We start from the raw sequence: 16,312 nt of genomic DNA, 5'->3' as shown, positions 1-16,312 counted from the left end.
AATTTATCTTTCTCTTCCGCTTTTTGAGTCAATTAAAGAATCATTACAGACTGTCCGTTCTATTTAGACTGACCTTGCTGATTTCTCGGATGCGAAGCTCGCATTTCCTGACGCTTTTGCTTTTGCTCAGGAGTTAGAATCGCATCCATCTGACTCTTAGAACTTTCGCGAATCGCTTTGAGTTTTGCTTTTTGATCTTCACTCAAATTCAGGTTAGGCTTTTGTCGTTGTTGCCGAGCTGTGCGGAGTTGTTCTTTTTGCTCTGGGGTGAAAATAGCATCCATTTGTTGGCGGCTAGATTCTCGAATTTGCTTCATTTGTGCCTTTTGAGCATCAGTCAAATTCAGTTGATTAGATTTCGCTCTCGCTCCACCGGCTCTACCTGGTTGAGCATCAGCAGCAACGGCAGTATTAGTAAATGCGGGAATTACCGGGGCGGCAGCAATAATTAAGGCAATTACTCCGGGCAGAAATAACAATTGTTTCTTCATTTTGATCGCTGTGATAAAATTTAAGTGGTTGGTGTAAACTAGCCTGTTTGCTTGTTGTATTCTTTTAGACTGGGTGAGGTTCGGGAAAGGTTCACTGTTGGAAAAATTTCTTTTTTCTCTGAGTTGAAATATAGATCCCCATTGACATTGACGGCTAAACGAGGTTAATAATGGCAAGCTTGATTAAGCCTACTGAGCGTATGCCAACTTTTCAGGAAGATTCCCAGGAACGCTGCTATTCAATCGATCCTATGCAAACTCTAGGCTTCTAGGGTAAAGATGAGCTATATGCTTAATTGACAAAATTTAACCGCGCTATTATTAGTTTTAGAATTTCTTAGGAAAAAATTGGTTCCTTGTTAGGGTGCGATCGCATAGCTAATATCTATAGCTAACTCTCGTCAGGTTTCGCTTAATAAGTCGCAGTTTCCAATCGTGAAATATTCTTAAATGCACACAATTAAATTAATGCAATCAATCTAAAGGCAGATATTTAAAGTGTCTTATCACTCTAAAGTATAACACCATAAAGTACAACTAAGGATAGTTTCTTCCTAATTTAGTTTAAGGCTACTGTTGAAATATAAAGCAAAGATTTTGTGAATAAATACTCAGGAGTAACCTCATGTCTATTAGCAAACAAACACCTACAGACGAACGCATCGAAGAAAACATGGAAGCTCCTCACTACGATCGGGGTATTACTCCGGCTGAGACAGCAGCGCGTCAAGAACGTGAGGGAGAGGGTTTTATGCACATTACCACAGAAGCAGACGTAGAAAGTGCAAATAATGATGAGTTAGCGCATCCCGATCGCATTCGTACTACAGATGGGTACACTGTAGATAAAGAGGGTTTAGCTAACAACTATGCGATCGAACCTGAAATGTATATTAATGAACCTGGAGACTTACGGGCAAAAGAGGAAGCAAAAGCTCGCGATCGCGCTGAAGCACTCAAAGAACTCAAGGAAGACAACAACGAAACTGGAAAGCTAACAACGGAAGGCGACACGCGCGGTAAAGGGCCGGGAGTTATCTAATACAGTTAACCGTTAACAGTTAACAGTTAACAGTTAGCAGTTAACCGTTAACTGTTAACTGTGTTGAAGCTTACATTAAACCTGCGATTTCGTAGAGCTTTTTAACGAGAGTCAAAATTTTAGAGCCGTACTGCACATCAGCCGCCCAGCGTCCGCTAAGTTGATCTACTAAAGGAGCAATTCCTCGTGTCACAAAGCGAAATCTGGGATCTACAAGATCCTGCACTAACGGCTCCGTACTGGCGTAAGCTTTTAAATGTTGAATGTGAGCTCTTACGCCAACTCTGGCACTGGGGAAAGATGCACTTTCGACAGATCCACCTATAGATCCTAAAGCTGCAAAATTATTTTGAGTTGTGCGGATTTCTCCGCCAAATCGCAGGAAATTGGTTTCTAAACACATTTGAGAAAAAGCAAGATCGTAGTTAACTCCCTCAATAGTTCCTTCCTCTCGATAGAGCTTAGCTATATCGGGAAAATCATTTAAAACGCTCTCATTATTTGTCTTTAAAAACATCATTAACTGCACCTCAGTAGCGCTTCCAGGTGTCATAATTTTGTCTATATTACCCGGATCGATCTTGAAGTTAGAGCGCAAAACTACAGCGCGGTTAGGATTGTCCCAAGTCACGGCGATATTGAAATCTCGCAGTTCTATTGCTTTGACGTAGACAATATTTTTATAGGTGACGCGGTTAACTCTAGTAATCTTAGATAAGTCAACTTTCAATCTGTCTACTAAATCAATGGGAATGTAGGAATTGCCATTAATTAAAACTCCCTGCTCTCCATAAATTTGACCGTTGATATTGATGTTGATCGGAAAATAGGTATTGGGCGGCGGAGTGGGGATTGAGCCGCCTCTGCTCCACATTAACAAACCATCAGCAATTCCTAGGGCGATGTCACGGCGGCGAGTTTGAATCAAAGCGCGATCGTCGGGGTTAGTAAGATAGCCAATTTCTAGTAGTAAAGAAGGAATCAGAATCCATCGGCAAAATATCAATCGCCCCAAACCAGTAGCGCTGTCTGGTTTTGCTCCGCGATTGGGTAATTGGGGAACCCGCCGCAGCAAGGCCATGATTAGCATTTCTGCATCAGCTTTGCGTTCATTATTGGCTGAGATGTAAAAAATTGTTGCGCCACGCACAGAAGGGTTAGAAGCACCGCTAGCTTGGATTTCTAGGGCTAAATCGTCTTTGCGAGAGCGGGCGTTGATCCAGTCAATAGTCTGTTCTTGAGAGAGTTCGTCGGGTACTGCAATAATTTCGACAGCTCGCGATCGCAATTCAGCTACCACCAAGTCGCGAATCAGGATCATTTCCTTCGCTTCTGTTGTACCACCTGCGATCGTTCCAGGATCTCTTGCTCCATTTTCAAAGCCGCCGTGAGCCGCTGATAAAAAAATTCTGCCCATATCTTTTGGATTTTAGATTTTAGATTCAACCAAGTAGTAGTAGGTTGAGGCGCGATCGCAGCGGAGCCCAACTCTTTGTTAACTGTTAAATAAACTTTGGTGGTGGGTGACGCTACGCTCCACCCAATTTAGTAATTCTTTATTGATTCAGATGCCAATGGAATCGATATGAGATGATGTTCATAACTGATTTAAGGTTGATATATGGTTTTTGATTGGACTTCGATCTTAGTTACTTTAGCAGACTTTAATAGCGAAAATCTAGTAAAATTTTACGCTGAATTGCTTGGTCAAGAACCAAGATTTTACACTAAAAACGTCTATGCTGAATTTGACCTGCACGGATTGAGGCTCGGTATATTCAAGCCTAAAGATTCTAACTCATCAGAGTTTGTTAATCAAGGGCGGACAAGTATTAGCCTGTGTTTGGAGGTGAGGGACTTAGAATCTGCGATCGCGCATCTTACCACTTTGGGCTACCCACCCCCTGGAGAAATTTTAACCGCTGCTCACGGTCGAGAAATCTACGCCTACGACCCTGCTGGTAATCGTCTAATTTTGCATCAGTCCCATTAAATCAAAGTTCAAAACTCAGAACTCTTTAACGAAGCAGCTCAGCAAAACTGTAGAAACTGATAATTAGTAATAATACCGCTGTCACTTGAGTTGGCTGGATATATGAGGATGGGCTGAGAGCTTCCCGCACTAAAATTGAAATAGACGAGCCAATTACATAGCTTAGAGATAGCACTACATAAGGCCATTCTGCTGTCAGACTCCACAACAAGAGTAGGATCATCGCCAACGTTAACATTACTAGCTCAATAAACCGAGGCGGATTATGCTGAGTAGATAAAATTAATGTTTGCCACCAAAATTGCCAAATTCTCATGGGAAGAAGGAAGAAGGATTTACTTAATCAAGAATAATTCATGGTTCGGACAACCACTCCGTTTGTTGTTGCAAACAGGCGATCGCGATTTCTGTTTCTACTTGTGGGAATTCGCGGTAAAAGTTGCTGACGCTATAGAATGGATCGGGGGTTTCCAAAACGATCGCGCGATCGGCTTCCTGCTGCAAAGATGCTATCACTTCTAGGGGCGCGAGGGGTACACAAATCCAAACCGCTGCTGGTTGCTGCAACCGCAAAGCTTGAGCCGCCGCCATCATTGTCATCCCCGTAGCAATACCATCATCAACTAAAATTGCTAAAGCACCTACAGGGTTAACTATGGGGCGTTTAGGAGAAAATTCAATCAATTGAGCTTGAGCTTTTTCTAGAGCTTTCTCAAGTGCAGTATTTTGGACTCGGACGTTGCGTGGTTTTTGGGTAGACCACAGAACATGACCATCCGCTGTCACTGCCCCGATCGCTAATTCTGGATTATCTGGGCGGGTGATTTTTTTCGCTACGACGACATCTAAAGGACAACAAAGCCGACGGGCGATCGGTAGTGCGATCGGCAACCCGCCTCGTGGTAAACCGTAAACAATGGGTTTAGCAGTCTCCTGTGCGCTTTCATTAAATTTAGCTACCTCAGAAAAAATAGCTTCGGCTAGTTTCTCGCCTGCGTCGGCGCGATCGTCAAACAACGGATTAAATAACATAGCGCTGCCTGCTTAGCATCACCCACCTGTATAATGACTGATTTTCAGCCAAGAGTAGGCTGTCACATTTCACCCCAGAACTATAAACTATAAACTCTAGACTAAAAAAACTCTTCATTCCCTCAATTTTATGTCCAGCGATCAACAACTCAGCCTTTTTGACGAACCGAATTTTGGAGCCTCATTACAGCGAGACTCAATCCCCAATGATGTCAAAATTTCCATTCCTCCCGGCACTTATAAAACTATGGAGCAAATAGCAGAACATTGCAACCGCTGCCACAGATGCGAATTAGGCAAAAACCGTCAGAATGCCGTCATCGGGCGTGGCAATTTGCAAGCACCAATTATGATTATAGGAGAAGCACCCGGTCAAAATGAAGACGAAACCGGATTGCCCTTTGTTGGCAGGTCTGGGCAACTTTTAGATAAAATTTTAGAATCTGTTGGTTTGAGTACAGAAAATGACATATTTATTTGTAATATCAATAAGTGCAGACCTCCAGATAACCGCACTCCCACACCTAAAGAAAGAGATGCTTGTAAACCATATTTGCTCGAACAAATTCGCATCGTCAACCCGAAAATTATTTTATTGACCGGCGCAACAGCACTCAAAGGTTTGACGGGTGAAAAGCAACCTATTAGCAAAGTTCGCGGTCAGTGGATTCAGTGGGAAGGTCGGCAATGTATGCCAATTTTTCACCCTTCTTATTTGTTACGCAATCCCTCCCGCGAACAAGGCAGTCCTAAATGGTTAATGTGGCAAGATATTCAGATTGTGAAGGCAAAATTTGATGAATTAAAATCTTCAAATTCATTGTAGATCCGTGTAAGGACACGGCATTACCCATTGGTGTCAACTTAACGTCAAACCCTGTCCGCCAGGGGTTAAAACCCCTGTAATAAATCGTACAATTATTGTAGGGGCAATCCCCTGTGGTTGCCCCGTCAGCATCAATCAGTATCAGGGCGGGCACGGGGGCACCGCCCCTACATATTTACATAAAGGAGTAATTATGAGTAAATGCCTTAATCCTGACTGTCTAAATCAAAATCCCACCACCAAATTCTGCCAAAAATGCGGCAATAAACTACTACTCGGAGATAGATACCGTGCAGTTAAATACATTTCAGAAGGTGGTTTTGGCCGGACATTCAAGGCCTTAGATGAACATCGACTTGATACAGTCTGTGTAATTAAACAATTCCTCCCGCAACAACAAGGGAGTGCAGCTATTCAGAAAGCAACTGAATTATTTAAACAAGAAGCGGTACGACTGCGAGACTTAGGTAAACATCCTCAAATCCCGGATTTATTAGCATTCTTTGAACAAGATAATCGCTTCTATTTAGTCCAAGAATTTATTGACGGTGAGGATTTGTTAAAAGACTTACAACAGCAGGGAAAGTTTAGCGAAAAACAGATTAAGCAATTACTAAATGAACTGCTAGAAATCTTAGATTTTGTGCATAAGCAAAAAGTAATTCACCGAGATATTAAGCCAGATAATATCATTAGAAATTCTCACGGTTCTCTAGTGTTAATTGACTTTGGCGTTGCCAAGGGATTGAGCGGTAGTGTTTTGACTAGAGTGGGAACTGTTACTGGTAGTCCTGGTTATGCAGCACCAGAACAAATGCAAGGTCATGTTTTTCCGGCGAGTGACCTCTACAGTCTTGGTGTAACTTGCATTCGGTTATTAACTGGGTGTTTGCCGGAAGAAAAAAATGGAACTTGGGTTGACGAAATTTTTGAGCCAATGCAAATGGAATGGGTATGGAGGAATAAATCAGTTTCTATTAGCAATGACTTGGCGGAAATATTAGATAAAATGATCCAGTTTCCAGTGGGTGCGCGTTATCAATCAGCAGCAGAAGTATTACAAGCTCTTAATTCTGGCTCAGTAGTATCTACTCCAATATCAGCTAAATCTCAACCAAAACCTGTTCAGCCTTCACCAGCAGCACCTACTCCAACATCAGCCAAATCTCAACTCAATCTTTCTCAGTTGCAGTCTTTTACTGAAGACTTGGGTAATGGTATTACTTTGGAAATGATTGCTATTTCCGGTGGAAGTTTCACTATGGGTTCACCGCCAAATGAAGCAGAAAGCTGTGATAATGAAAAACCCCAACATTTGGTGACAATTCAAGCTTTCCTAATGGGAAAATATGCGATCACTCAAGCACAGTGGAAAGCTATAGCTAAATTGCCGAAGATTCAATTTGACCTCAACCCAGACCCCTCTTCTTTCAAAGGTAATAACCGACCAGTAGAAAAAGTCTCTTGGTATGATGCTGTTGAATTTTGTGCTCGGCTATCTAAAAAAACAGGACGTAATTATCGCTTACCCAGTGAGGCAGAATGGGAATATGCCTGTCGTGCTGGTACGACTACACCGTTCTATTTTGGTCAAACAATTACTACTGATCTGGTTAACTATAACGGCGAATATTCTTACGATAATTCACCAACAGGTCAGTATCGAGGACAAACTACAGATGTAGGCAGTTTTCCACCCAATGCCTTTGGTTTATATGATATGCACGGTAATGTTTCGGAATGGTGCGCTGACCCCTGGCACAAGAGCTATCATGGAGCACCTACTGATGGCAGCGTTTGGGATAAAAATAATGATAATCGTTATCAGAATAATATTGATTTATTAGTCAAGTCAATACATGATAAGCGAACCCGGCTGCTGCGCGGTGGTTCGTGGCTCAACTATCCCGTCTATTGCCGCGCGGCGTTTCGCTTCAACTACGATGCGCCGGACATTCGCAGCAGCCTCCTCGGTTTTCGTGTTGTTTCTGCGGTTGTGTGGACTTCTTAGCCCTTTATACTTTTGTCCTTTTGCTCTTTACACTGCTTAAATTTCATCTCTTTCTGTTACCTTTTGTCGCCGATTTTTGTTTAAAAAAACGCACACCGGGCCAAGAAACCGGGTTTCTTTGTAGATGTCTCGTCACCAACCAAATATTTCACAGAAACCCGGTTTCTTTAGTTACATTTATTTAGTTACAATGGTACGGCAATCTCATCACAAATACGTGCAAAAGCCGCTACTGGATCGTCCGCAGTAGTGATTGGCCGACCAATCACCAAGTAATTAGCACCAGCTTTTAAAGCCGCCGCTGGAGAAAGCGATCGCTTTTGATCGCCCCCTTGGGCCCATTGCGGACGCACCCCTGGACAAACTAATAAAAAATCTTTACCACAAGAATGCCTTAACTGTGCTACCTCAACAGGAGAGCAAACCGCCCCAGCCAAACCCATTTCTTGAGCTAATAATGCCATACTCAAAGCATATTCAGGCAACTCCAAAGGTATTTTAAGTTCAAAGGCTAGTTGTCGGGAATTTAAACTCGTTAGTAGCGTAATCGCAATTAAATTTGGCGTAGGTTGTCCCGATGCGATCGCACCTTCCTCTACCGCCTCCTGTGCAGCTTTCAAGGCATCTTTCCCAGCCGTAGCATGAATCGTAATTAAATCCACCCCATACCTAGCAGCAGCCCGACAAGCACCCGCCATAGTATTTGGGATATCATGGAACTTCAAATCCAGAAAAATTCGCTTTTCCCGTTCCTTTAAAATCGTCAAAATAGCTGGGCCGGAACTAACAAATAACTCTAAACCCACTTTCCAGAAAGACACATCTGGTAATTTGTCAAGGAGTGCGATCGCATCTTCTTGACTTGAGACATCTAAAGGCACAATAATCTGTTTTGCAATGGTCATAAGAAGGAAGAAGGAAGAAGGAATAAGGAAGAAGGAAGAAGCTAAATGTATGGTGGGCAAAGCCGCGAAAAATTGCAACTAATATTCATAGAAAATTGTCGGCTTTGCCCACCATTGCCTTAGCCATTTAACTTTTATGATAGAGATTCTTAATGGGTAAAGCCACTACTACGAAGATACAATTAAGGAACTAAGCGGACAAACTTATTTTTCCCAACCTGTAAAACCTTACCCTGTAAATCAGTACGCGACTCAAAAGAAAGATTAACATCAGAAACGCGATCTCCATCCAACTTTACACCATTTTCTTGAATCTTCCGCCGAGCTTCATTACTACTCCCACACAAACCGCTAGCACTAAGAATATAAAACAACTTCGCGGGAAACTTCACCTCTCCCACAGAAAATTCCGGCACAGCATCAGCTTGTGCAGCATCACCTTGACCAATAGTAATCGCCGCCTGCCGCGCTTGAGTAGCAGCTTCCTCATCGTAATATTGTTTGACAACATCAAAGGCTAACAATTGCTGTCTTTGTCGCGGATCTTGTGGTAATTCATTCAATGGCAAATCTGTCAATAGCTCAAAATACTGCTCTAACAAACGATCGGGAACCCGTTGCAATTTTTGGTACATCAAACTCGGATGTTCCGACAAACCCACATAATTGTTCAGAGACTTCGACATCTTCTGAACCCCATCAGTCCCGATCAAAATCGGCGTTAGCATCCCAAACTGAGGCCTAATCCGAAAATGCCGCTGCAAATCTCGTCCTACCGCCAAATTAAACTTTTGGTCAGTCCCTCCCAACTCTACATCAGCCTCCACCGCCACAGAATCATAACCTTGCATTAGCGGGTAAAGGAACTCATGCAAATAAATCGGAGTCCCCTGTTCCAGCCGCGTGTCAAAACCCTCCTTGGCGAGCATCTGCCCTACCGTCATCGTCGCCAAAAGTTCCAAGATTTTTGTCAAGTCAAGCTTAGACAACCACTCCGAGTTATAGCGAATTTCCAGTCGTCCAGGGGTATCAAAATCTAGAATCGGACGCACTTGGTCTATGTAAGTTTGGGCATTTTGAGCCACATCCTCCGGTGTTAGCTGGCGGCGGGCCTCAGATTTCCCTGTCGGATCGCCAATTCTTGCGGTAAAATCACCGATGATTAAGACTGCTGTATGACCGGCATCCTGAAAAGCACGAAGTTTGCGAACAGGAATGCTGTGTCCCAAGTGAATGTCTGCTCCAGTGGGATCGATGCCTAATTTAATCCGCAAAGGTCGGTCTGTAGTTGCCAATCGTTGGGCTAAATTCTCATCAGGGTTCTCAGAATCCGGCTGATGGGGGAAAATCTCGCTGATGCCCCGCAGCAGTCGCGAAAAATGGGGACTTAGAGTTGGAGTTTGATTAGAAGACATATTTTGCAAAGGCGGGGTGGAATTGGTTACACTCACAGTTAACTATTAACAGTTAACAGTTAACACACCCCACATCAAATCTCAAATCTCAAATCTCAAATCTCAAATCTTAAATCTCAAATCGAGTGAGGAAGTGAACTGAAGTGTCAACCAACGCGATCGAAAATAACCAGCGGGAAAACTCGGCTCCTGTTTTTGAGTTCGTTCAGTCAGTCAGTAAGGTGACAGCAGGAACTATACTCGGCATTACGATGCTTGCCAGCTCAGTTGTCGCTGGCGGACTGGTTGGTTTAGCGATCAGTTTCCGCAACCTCCCAGACGTTCGTATCCTGCAAAGCTACTCTCCGACAGAAACGAGCCACATTTACGACATCACCGGCAAACCGATAGCTAGTATCCACGATGAGGCTAACCGAGATGTCGTACCGCTCAACAAAATTTCGCCCCACTTGAAAAGAGCAGTCTTAGCGATCGAAGACAGTAATTTTTACAACCACAAAGGTATCAACCCTGGTGGCATTGCTCGTGCGTTTTTGGTCAACTTGGAGCGAGGCAAAACTGTTGAAGGCGGCTCGACGATGACGATGCAGCTAGTGAAAAATCTGTTTTTATCTCCCAGACGCGAATTTAGCCGCAAAATAGCTGAGGCGGTCATGGCAATCCGCTTAGAGCAGATTCTTAAGAAAGATCAGATTTTAGATTTGTATCTGAATCAGGTTTATTGGGGTCACAATTTGTACGGGGTGGAAACTGCTGCTCAAAGTTATTTTGCCAAGTCCTCTGCGGACTTAACCTTGGCAGAAGGGGCGATGATGGCAGGTTTAATTTCAGCTCCAGAAGAGTACAGCCCTTTTGTTAAATATCAAAGAGCTAAAGAGCGGCAAATCATTGTTTTAAATCGGATGAAGGAGCTCAAGTGGATTACGCCCGAAGAAGCTGCTGCTGCTCGCAAGCAACCGATTAGATTGGGAAAGATTACTTCATTTAGTAAGAGTAAAGTTCCTTACGTAACAGAGGCGGTTGTAGATGAGTTAACTAAGCGATTCGGCCGAGATGCCGTCCTCAAGGGGGGGATGCGGGTTCAAACAACGATCGATTTGAAACTTCAGCGTCTAGCTGAATCTACGGTAAAGGAATCTCACGAGCGTCTTTATAATTACGGAATTTATCGCGATTACGATCAAGGTCAAATTGCTCTGGTAGCTGTCGATCCCCGTACTCACTTCGTTAAGGCAATGGCGGGTGGCGTAGATTACAAGAAAAGTCAGTACAACCGCGCCATTCAAGCTCGACGACAACCTGGTTCTTCCTTTAAGCCTTTTGTTTACTACACTGCTTTTGCCTCGGGCAAATATAGCCCTGATTCTGTTGTCTACGACAGTCCAGTTAGCTATCGCGACGGCGACGGTTATTACTCTCCCCAAAACTACGGCGGCGGCGGATTTTCTGGTGCTGTCACGATTCGTAAAGCTTTGGAGGTATCGTTAAATGTGCCTGCGATCAAGATTGGTCAGGCAGTAGGACTTAATAAAGTAATTGAAGTCTGCCGGATTCTGGGTATTAAAAGTCCGATGGAACCTGTGATTTCTTTGCCTTTGGGCGCTGTTGACCTGACTCCTTTGGAAATGGCAGGGGCTTTTGCTACCTTTGCAAATAATGGTTGGCAGTCGGATACTACCTTTATCGCCCAAGTAACTGACAGCAGTGGCAATGTCTTGCTGGACAACACACCGAAACCTAAGCTAGTCCTCGATCCTTGGGCAGCAGCTTCTCTTAATAATGTATTGCAAGGAGTAATTAATCAGGGAACGGCAACGGCAGCCCGGATCGGCCGGCCAGCAGCCGGGAAAACTGGTACTACATCTTCTGAGCGGGATATCTGGTTTGTCGGTTACGTACCACAATTGGCAGTTGCGGTTTGGGTGGGCAATGACGATTATCGGCCCTTAAGCTACGGCGCTACTGGCGGTACGATGGTAGCTCCAGTTTGGCGTGACTTTATGAGCCAAGCTTTGCAGAATGTACCTGTGGAAAATTTCCGACCCGCTTCGGACTTTGAGCGGCCCTAGACTTGTTTTTCTAGTTCTGACTTCATCCGCTCCAGGGTTGAGTTCATTTGCTCAAACATTTGCTGGGGCGTTACGCCAAATTGACCCAACTGTGTCTTTAACTGTTCTACTGTCATCTGAGCCATGAAGTCTTCTGAGAGCTCAAACCGTTTCATAAAGATACGGTAGCGATCCATCATGGCTTCCATCTGGGAGATGAACATCTTTTTGCCTTCACGGTCAAATTTGCCATAGTTGCCGCCTAGTTTGATTAGGGATTGATAATCCTCAAACAACTGTTTGGCTTCTTGCTGAACTATTTCTGAATCAAAAAATCCCATTGTCGTCCTATTTTTTGATATTTAACTGATTTTGTTTATAGCGGTTTTCAATTGCATGAGAACAGTAATTGCTAATTGCTAATTGCTAATTGCTAATTGCTAATTAAAAATATTACCTACCCAATTGAAAACTGCTATGAGTGGGGCTTCCCACAGGGCTTGGTACTATTTTACCAGTCAGCGACAAAACTCCCTACCTCATTAGAGGTAGGGATTCAGTAGCAATATCCGTACACGGAAAGCGGGAGAGTGGGAGACTTCGAGAGTGGGTTCGATTTAAGTTCCCCCATCTCCCAGTCTCCCAGTCTCCCCACTTATAGGAACCCACCACGATCGAGGGGCCAAAAGCGAAACACGGCACGGCCTATGATGTTTCTTTTAGGTAAAAATCCCCACTTGCTAGAGTCGTTGCTATCGTTGCGGTTGTCTCCCATGACAAAGTATTTGTTTTCAGGTACAATCTGTGGCCCCCACTCATACTCCGGCGGTTCGGCAATATAGTTTTCCTGAAGCGGCTTGTTGTCGAGGTAGACTTTACCATTGTGGACGGCAACTGTTTGACCTGGTTCGCCGATCAGTCGTTTGATAAAGGCTTGATCTTTAGTAAAACCCTTCTTTTGTAACTGTTGAGGAGGGCTAAACACGATAATGTCACCTGTTACTGGCTGTTTAAATTGGTAACTGACTTTTTCCACTACGAGCCGATCGCCTATTTGTAAAGTTGGCACCATTGAATCGGACGGTATGTAGCGGGGCTCAGCGACAAAAGCCCGAATAAACAGGGCTAACAACAGTGCGATCGCCACGATCTGGATATTTTCCTTCTGCGATCGCCACAGTCTCGACCACCAAGCACCAGAAACATTGCCTAAAACTTCTTTCTCTAAACTCTTTTCCTTAAATGTCATTTCTCCGATGCCTTCTCCACCTAGTTTACCTTTAACCTTTCAGTATTATTACGTAGAATACTCGATAAAAACCTCTATCAATCTTCACTGTATATTTATCAAAAAAGATGCTCTCTCCTCTAGAACCTTTATCAAGGGTCATATAGGATTGTCACTATAGACCAAGAAAGGAAGCAAGAGGTTAAACGCTATGAAAATTCGCAATCTTTCCACATTAATCGGTGTCACTGCTGCTGCTGTCTGCGTCAGCTTAATAACTGGACAAGCCGCTGAAGCTCAGGTGCTCGGCTCCAACTGGACTTATACGATGGATTCCTTCGCAGACGGCAATGATGGCAATGTCGGCGTTGGTAAAAATAGCAATTATGAAATGTACGGTATGGCAATGAAGGCAAATGACGGCATCATTTCCATAGCCTTCAATGCTAACCTCGCTCTGGCTGGACAAGCTTATAGCGGAGCCGCAGACGGAAACATTGGCTGGGGCGACATACTCTTCAACTTCACAGGCAAGAGTTTAAAAGACGCTAGCGCTACGGGATCGTTGTTTGGTATCCGCTTTGCCGGTACCAATGACTCTGGCGTTGCCAGCACTGGTGTTTTCAGTGGTGTCACGGCACAGAGCGTAACTCAACAAAATTCTGGATTCACTACCTTCAGTGAATACCAGAGTTGGGTTAACAACAATGCTCCCAATACAAATACTGGCACCACAGGAGGAGCAATAGGCTATGGCGGTGCTACTGTCGCCGAAGCTAAGAGCTACTTAACTAATGCAAATGGTGTCAGCCAAGACACAAGCTACGGTCAGCTAAACTCTATTAAAACCGGAACTAAAGTAGGTGATATTAACTTCTTAGGAGCCAGTGAGATTGCTTCTTTGGTTAGTGGTTTTGCTGGCTTAGGCGGTGTTGGTAAATACACAGTAGGATTTAGCTTCAGCCAAAGCTTGCTCGGTCAATTTATGAACCCAGCCAATGCAGTTATCACTTTGTTGGAAGAATGCACTAACGATGGAATGATGCTGACTGCAACATTACCCTCCACAGAAGCTCCTGTCACCCCTGGTCAACCCGTACCTGAACCTGCTACTATGCTCGGTTTAGCTTTGGGTGGTTTGGGTTTAGTGAAAGCTAAAATGAAGCAGCGCCGCGCTGATGCAAACGCATAGAAAGTTAACAGTTAACAGTTAACAGCTAACTGTTAACTGTTAACTGTTAATTAGGGCTTGCTGAATCAGTGGTTCAAGTAAACACTGTATGGAGTTTCCGAGCAAAATCCCCAAAATCACCAAGAGTAATATCAACCAGAAAGGATATCTCTTTCCTAACTTCTTGCGTGGGTCATTGACTTTTTTCAGAAATCTGATTAAAGTTAGAATATATAATATATTTTGTTTTTTTGGCGATCGCTTCAGCTTTTATCAGATAGCGATCGCTTTTATTCGATCGCGATCGTACCTGCTGACAACCCGATAATGAAACCGCCCCGCCCGCTCCCCAGATCCCTTCAAACTTTCCCAAACCTGCGATTCCTTTGTTGGTAAGCACACAGAGCTCGGTGAAACTCCTTGCGGTCAAAATCCGGCCATAGAGTATCAGTAATATAAATTTCCGCATAAGCCATCTGCCAAAGCATAAAATTTGACAACCGCATTTCCCCACTGGTGCGGATCAACAAATCAGGATCGCAAACATCAGCCGTATAGAGATAGCGTTTAAATAAAGCCTCATCAATTTCCTCCGGTTGCACCTGTCCCAACTTTACCTGAGATGCGATCGCACGAGCCGCCTGCACAATCTCCTCACGCCCCCCATAATTCGTCGCCACAGTGAACCGAATCCCCTGATTTTGCTCAGTTTCAGCCACAGAACGCTCAATTTCTGCCTGTAAAGACTTCGGCAAAGCCTGTAAATTTCCCATAAACTTAATTTTTACCCCCTCCTTTACCATCTCCCGCAATTCTTGGCGCAACTTACCCTCAAATAAACTCATCAAAAAGTCTACCTCTTCCAAAGGCCGGCCCCAATTCTCCGTCGAAAAAGCATAGGTAGTTAACGCTTCAATGCCCCAATCCTTGCAGCACCGTAGCAGTTCCTTCAGCGTACTCGCTCCCCGACTGTGGCCCGCAATTCGAGGCAACCCCTGACGCTTAGCCCAACGGCCATTACCATCCATAATCACTGCTACGTGCTTAGGCAATCTTTCCCGGTCGAGGTCAGCCGGCAACTCTTGTAAAATTAACTTTGGACTCATATATAATTCCGAGGTGGAAACCTATTCTGGTTAACAGTTAACTGTTAACTGTTAACTCTTAACTGCCTCAATTTTTATCGCGATTGCTTGGTGGCGGACGGCGTAATATCCGCGAAATCACAGCCGATGCCCTATAGCCTATCTGCCGTCCCAGATTGCCTATAGGGAGTGGCGGCGCTACTCTCTCTCCCTCAGAGGGGTTAAGCTTTGCCTCTAACAACTCCTTGAGTTTACTACTCGTCAAAGGTCGGTTTAAGTTTCCCATCTGAGCCAAAGAAATAGAACCCGTTTCCTCAGAAACAACCACACAGATACAAGCTTGCACTCGCTCTGTAATTCCCATCGCCGCTCGGTGACGAGTTCCCAACTGCCGCGATGCAGTACGCTCCGAAAGTGGCAAGATTACCCCCGCCGCTACAATCCGAGAACCTCGAATCAGCGTCGCCCCGTCGTGGAGGAGAGTTTTTGGCTGAAAGATAGTCTGCAAAAGTTCTTTAGAAACTTCAGCATTCAGCTTTACACCTGGTACTGAAAAATCCCGCTCGTCAATCGGGGAGTCAGTTTCAAGAATGAGTAAAGCCCCAGTACGATTTTGTGAAAGTTCTTTAACTGCGTCCACAATTTCATCAATTACACTATCAGGCTCAGGAATAGACCTGCGACCTGGCCCAAACAATTGCAGAATTTCACCCCGACCTAATTGTTCCAGCAATCGGCGAAATTCCGACTGCAAGATCACTGCCATTGCCACAGCGGAACCAGTCACTAAACTATTGAGGGCAATGTGCAGCAACCTCAATCCAGCCCAGTTACTAATCGCTGTAGCTAACATCAGAACAATAAACCCCCTTACCATCCACAGCGTCCGGCGTTCTCCAATAATGACAAGCACCATGTACGCTAGGGCAAAGACCAATCCGAGATCCAGCCCGTGAATTAAAAAGGATACAGGGGGATATTGCAAAAAGCCCGCACTGTTAATGTCAAAACTAGATTGTTGATTGTTCATGGTTCATAGTTCGCTGCTAGCCATGAACCTTGAAC

General features: G+C 44.3%; 17 protein-coding genes. 6 read left to right on the top strand and 11 right to left on the bottom strand.

Annotated features, from left to right (window positions below; translation table 11 throughout):
- Window positions 1-59: 59 nt before the first annotated feature.
- Window positions 60-491: a hypothetical protein gene (locus tag PY364_RS11830; protein WP_275522728.1), complete on the bottom strand. Its 432-nt coding sequence runs from the start codon at window positions 489-491 to the stop codon at window positions 60-62.
- 625 nt (window positions 492-1,116) lie between these two features.
- On the opposite strand from PY364_RS11830, the gene PY364_RS11825 reads away from it, so the two are divergent.
- The gene (locus PY364_RS11825) at window positions 1,117-1,533 is read left to right on the top strand and encodes a hypothetical protein (protein ID WP_275522726.1); all 417 of its coding nucleotides are present in this window, start codon (window positions 1,117-1,119) and stop codon (window positions 1,531-1,533) included.
- A 70-nt stretch (window positions 1,534-1,603) separates the two neighbouring features.
- On the opposite strand, the gene PY364_RS11820 is transcribed toward PY364_RS11825, so the two are convergent.
- Complete coding sequence (locus PY364_RS11820; protein ID WP_275522725.1) at window positions 1,604-2,950, bottom strand: N-acetylmuramoyl-L-alanine amidase; 1,347 nt, start codon at window positions 2,948-2,950, stop codon at window positions 1,604-1,606.
- Between the two features lie 204 nt (window positions 2,951-3,154).
- Between PY364_RS11820 and PY364_RS11815 the strand changes: the two genes are divergently transcribed.
- Window positions 3,155-3,526 carry a VOC family protein gene (locus PY364_RS11815; RefSeq protein WP_275522723.1) on the top strand — a complete coding sequence of 124 codons (372 nt, stop codon included), beginning with the start codon at window positions 3,155-3,157 and terminating at the stop codon, window positions 3,524-3,526.
- A gap of 25 nt (window positions 3,527-3,551) precedes the next feature.
- On the opposite strand, the gene PY364_RS11810 is transcribed toward PY364_RS11815, so the two are convergent.
- Window positions 3,552-3,842 (bottom strand): hypothetical protein, encoded by a 291-nt coding sequence (locus tag PY364_RS11810; RefSeq protein WP_275522722.1) that lies wholly within the window; start codon window positions 3,840-3,842, stop codon window positions 3,552-3,554.
- 38 nt (window positions 3,843-3,880) lie between these two features.
- Window positions 3,881-4,558, bottom strand: a complete 678-nt coding sequence (locus PY364_RS11805) for a phosphoribosyltransferase family protein (RefSeq protein WP_275522721.1) — start codon at window positions 4,556-4,558, stop codon at window positions 3,881-3,883.
- 130 nt (window positions 4,559-4,688) lie between these two features.
- Here PY364_RS11805 and PY364_RS11800 point away from each other — a divergent pair, with 130 nt between their 5' ends.
- Both PY364_RS11800 and PY364_RS11795 read left to right on the top strand, forming a co-directional pair.
- Window positions 4,689-5,384 carry a uracil-DNA glycosylase gene (locus tag PY364_RS11800; protein ID WP_275522720.1) on the top strand — a complete coding sequence of 232 codons (696 nt, stop codon included), beginning with the start codon at window positions 4,689-4,691 and terminating at the stop codon, window positions 5,382-5,384.
- Between the two features lie 193 nt (window positions 5,385-5,577).
- Window positions 5,578-7,395 carry a bifunctional serine/threonine-protein kinase/formylglycine-generating enzyme family protein gene (locus PY364_RS11795; RefSeq protein WP_275522719.1) on the top strand — a complete coding sequence of 606 codons (1,818 nt, stop codon included), beginning with the start codon at window positions 5,578-5,580 and terminating at the stop codon, window positions 7,393-7,395.
- A 185-nt stretch (window positions 7,396-7,580) separates the two neighbouring features.
- Here PY364_RS11795 and pyrF read toward each other — a convergent pair whose 3' ends face one another.
- Both pyrF and tyrS read right to left on the bottom strand, forming a co-directional pair.
- Complete coding sequence (gene pyrF / locus PY364_RS11790; RefSeq protein WP_275522718.1) at window positions 7,581-8,300, bottom strand: orotidine-5'-phosphate decarboxylase; 720 nt, start codon at window positions 8,298-8,300, stop codon at window positions 7,581-7,583.
- A 182-nt stretch (window positions 8,301-8,482) separates the two neighbouring features.
- On the bottom strand, window positions 8,483-9,715 hold the full coding sequence (gene tyrS, locus PY364_RS11785) for a tyrosine--tRNA ligase (RefSeq protein ID WP_275522717.1): 1,233 nt from the start codon (window positions 9,713-9,715) through the stop codon (window positions 8,483-8,485).
- Window positions 9,716-9,858: 143 nt separating this feature from the next.
- Between tyrS and PY364_RS11780 the strand changes: the two genes are divergently transcribed.
- The gene (locus tag PY364_RS11780) at window positions 9,859-11,784 is read left to right on the top strand and encodes a penicillin-binding protein 1A (RefSeq protein ID WP_275522716.1); all 1,926 of its coding nucleotides are present in this window, start codon (window positions 9,859-9,861) and stop codon (window positions 11,782-11,784) included.
- Here the strand turns inward: PY364_RS11780 and PY364_RS11775 are convergent.
- Both PY364_RS11775 and lepB read right to left on the bottom strand, forming a co-directional pair.
- Window positions 11,781-12,104, bottom strand: coding sequence for a DUF1825 family protein (locus PY364_RS11775; protein WP_275522715.1), 324 nt, complete (start codon window positions 12,102-12,104; stop codon window positions 11,781-11,783). The genes PY364_RS11780 and PY364_RS11775 overlap by 4 nt on opposite strands.
- A 314-nt stretch (window positions 12,105-12,418) precedes the next feature.
- Window positions 12,419-13,012 carry a signal peptidase I gene (gene lepB, locus PY364_RS11770; RefSeq protein WP_275522714.1) on the bottom strand — a complete coding sequence of 198 codons (594 nt, stop codon included), beginning with the start codon at window positions 13,010-13,012 and terminating at the stop codon, window positions 12,419-12,421.
- A 190-nt stretch (window positions 13,013-13,202) separates the two neighbouring features.
- Here lepB and PY364_RS11765 point away from each other — a divergent pair, with 190 nt between their 5' ends.
- Window positions 13,203-14,183, top strand: coding sequence for an XDD3 family exosortase-dependent surface protein (locus tag PY364_RS11765; RefSeq protein ID WP_275522713.1), 981 nt, complete (start codon window positions 13,203-13,205; stop codon window positions 14,181-14,183).
- A gap of 172 nt (window positions 14,184-14,355) precedes the next feature.
- Here the strand turns inward: PY364_RS11765 and PY364_RS11760 are convergent, their stop codons facing one another.
- From PY364_RS11760 to cdaA, 3 genes are all read right to left on the bottom strand, one after another.
- The gene (locus PY364_RS11760) at window positions 14,356-14,535 is read right to left on the bottom strand and encodes a hypothetical protein (RefSeq protein ID WP_275522712.1); all 180 of its coding nucleotides are present in this window, start codon (window positions 14,533-14,535) and stop codon (window positions 14,356-14,358) included.
- Window positions 14,522-15,268, bottom strand: a complete 747-nt coding sequence (locus PY364_RS11755) for an isoprenyl transferase (protein ID WP_275522710.1) — start codon at window positions 15,266-15,268, stop codon at window positions 14,522-14,524. Before PY364_RS11755 ends, PY364_RS11760 begins: the two co-directional genes overlap by 14 nt.
- A 67-nt stretch (window positions 15,269-15,335) precedes the next feature.
- The gene (cdaA, locus tag PY364_RS11750) at window positions 15,336-16,277 is read right to left on the bottom strand and encodes a diadenylate cyclase CdaA (RefSeq protein WP_275522709.1); all 942 of its coding nucleotides are present in this window, start codon (window positions 16,275-16,277) and stop codon (window positions 15,336-15,338) included.
- Window positions 16,278-16,312 lie beyond the last annotated feature (35 nt).

Origin of the sequence: Kamptonema sp. UHCC 0994 (genome assembly GCF_029167235.1) — a bacterium.
Classification (GTDB): domain Bacteria; phylum Cyanobacteriota; class Cyanobacteriia; order Cyanobacteriales; family Microcoleaceae; genus Kamptonema.
Note: the sequence above shows the minus strand (reverse complement) of the source record. Positions and strands in the feature narration are given on the sequence as shown.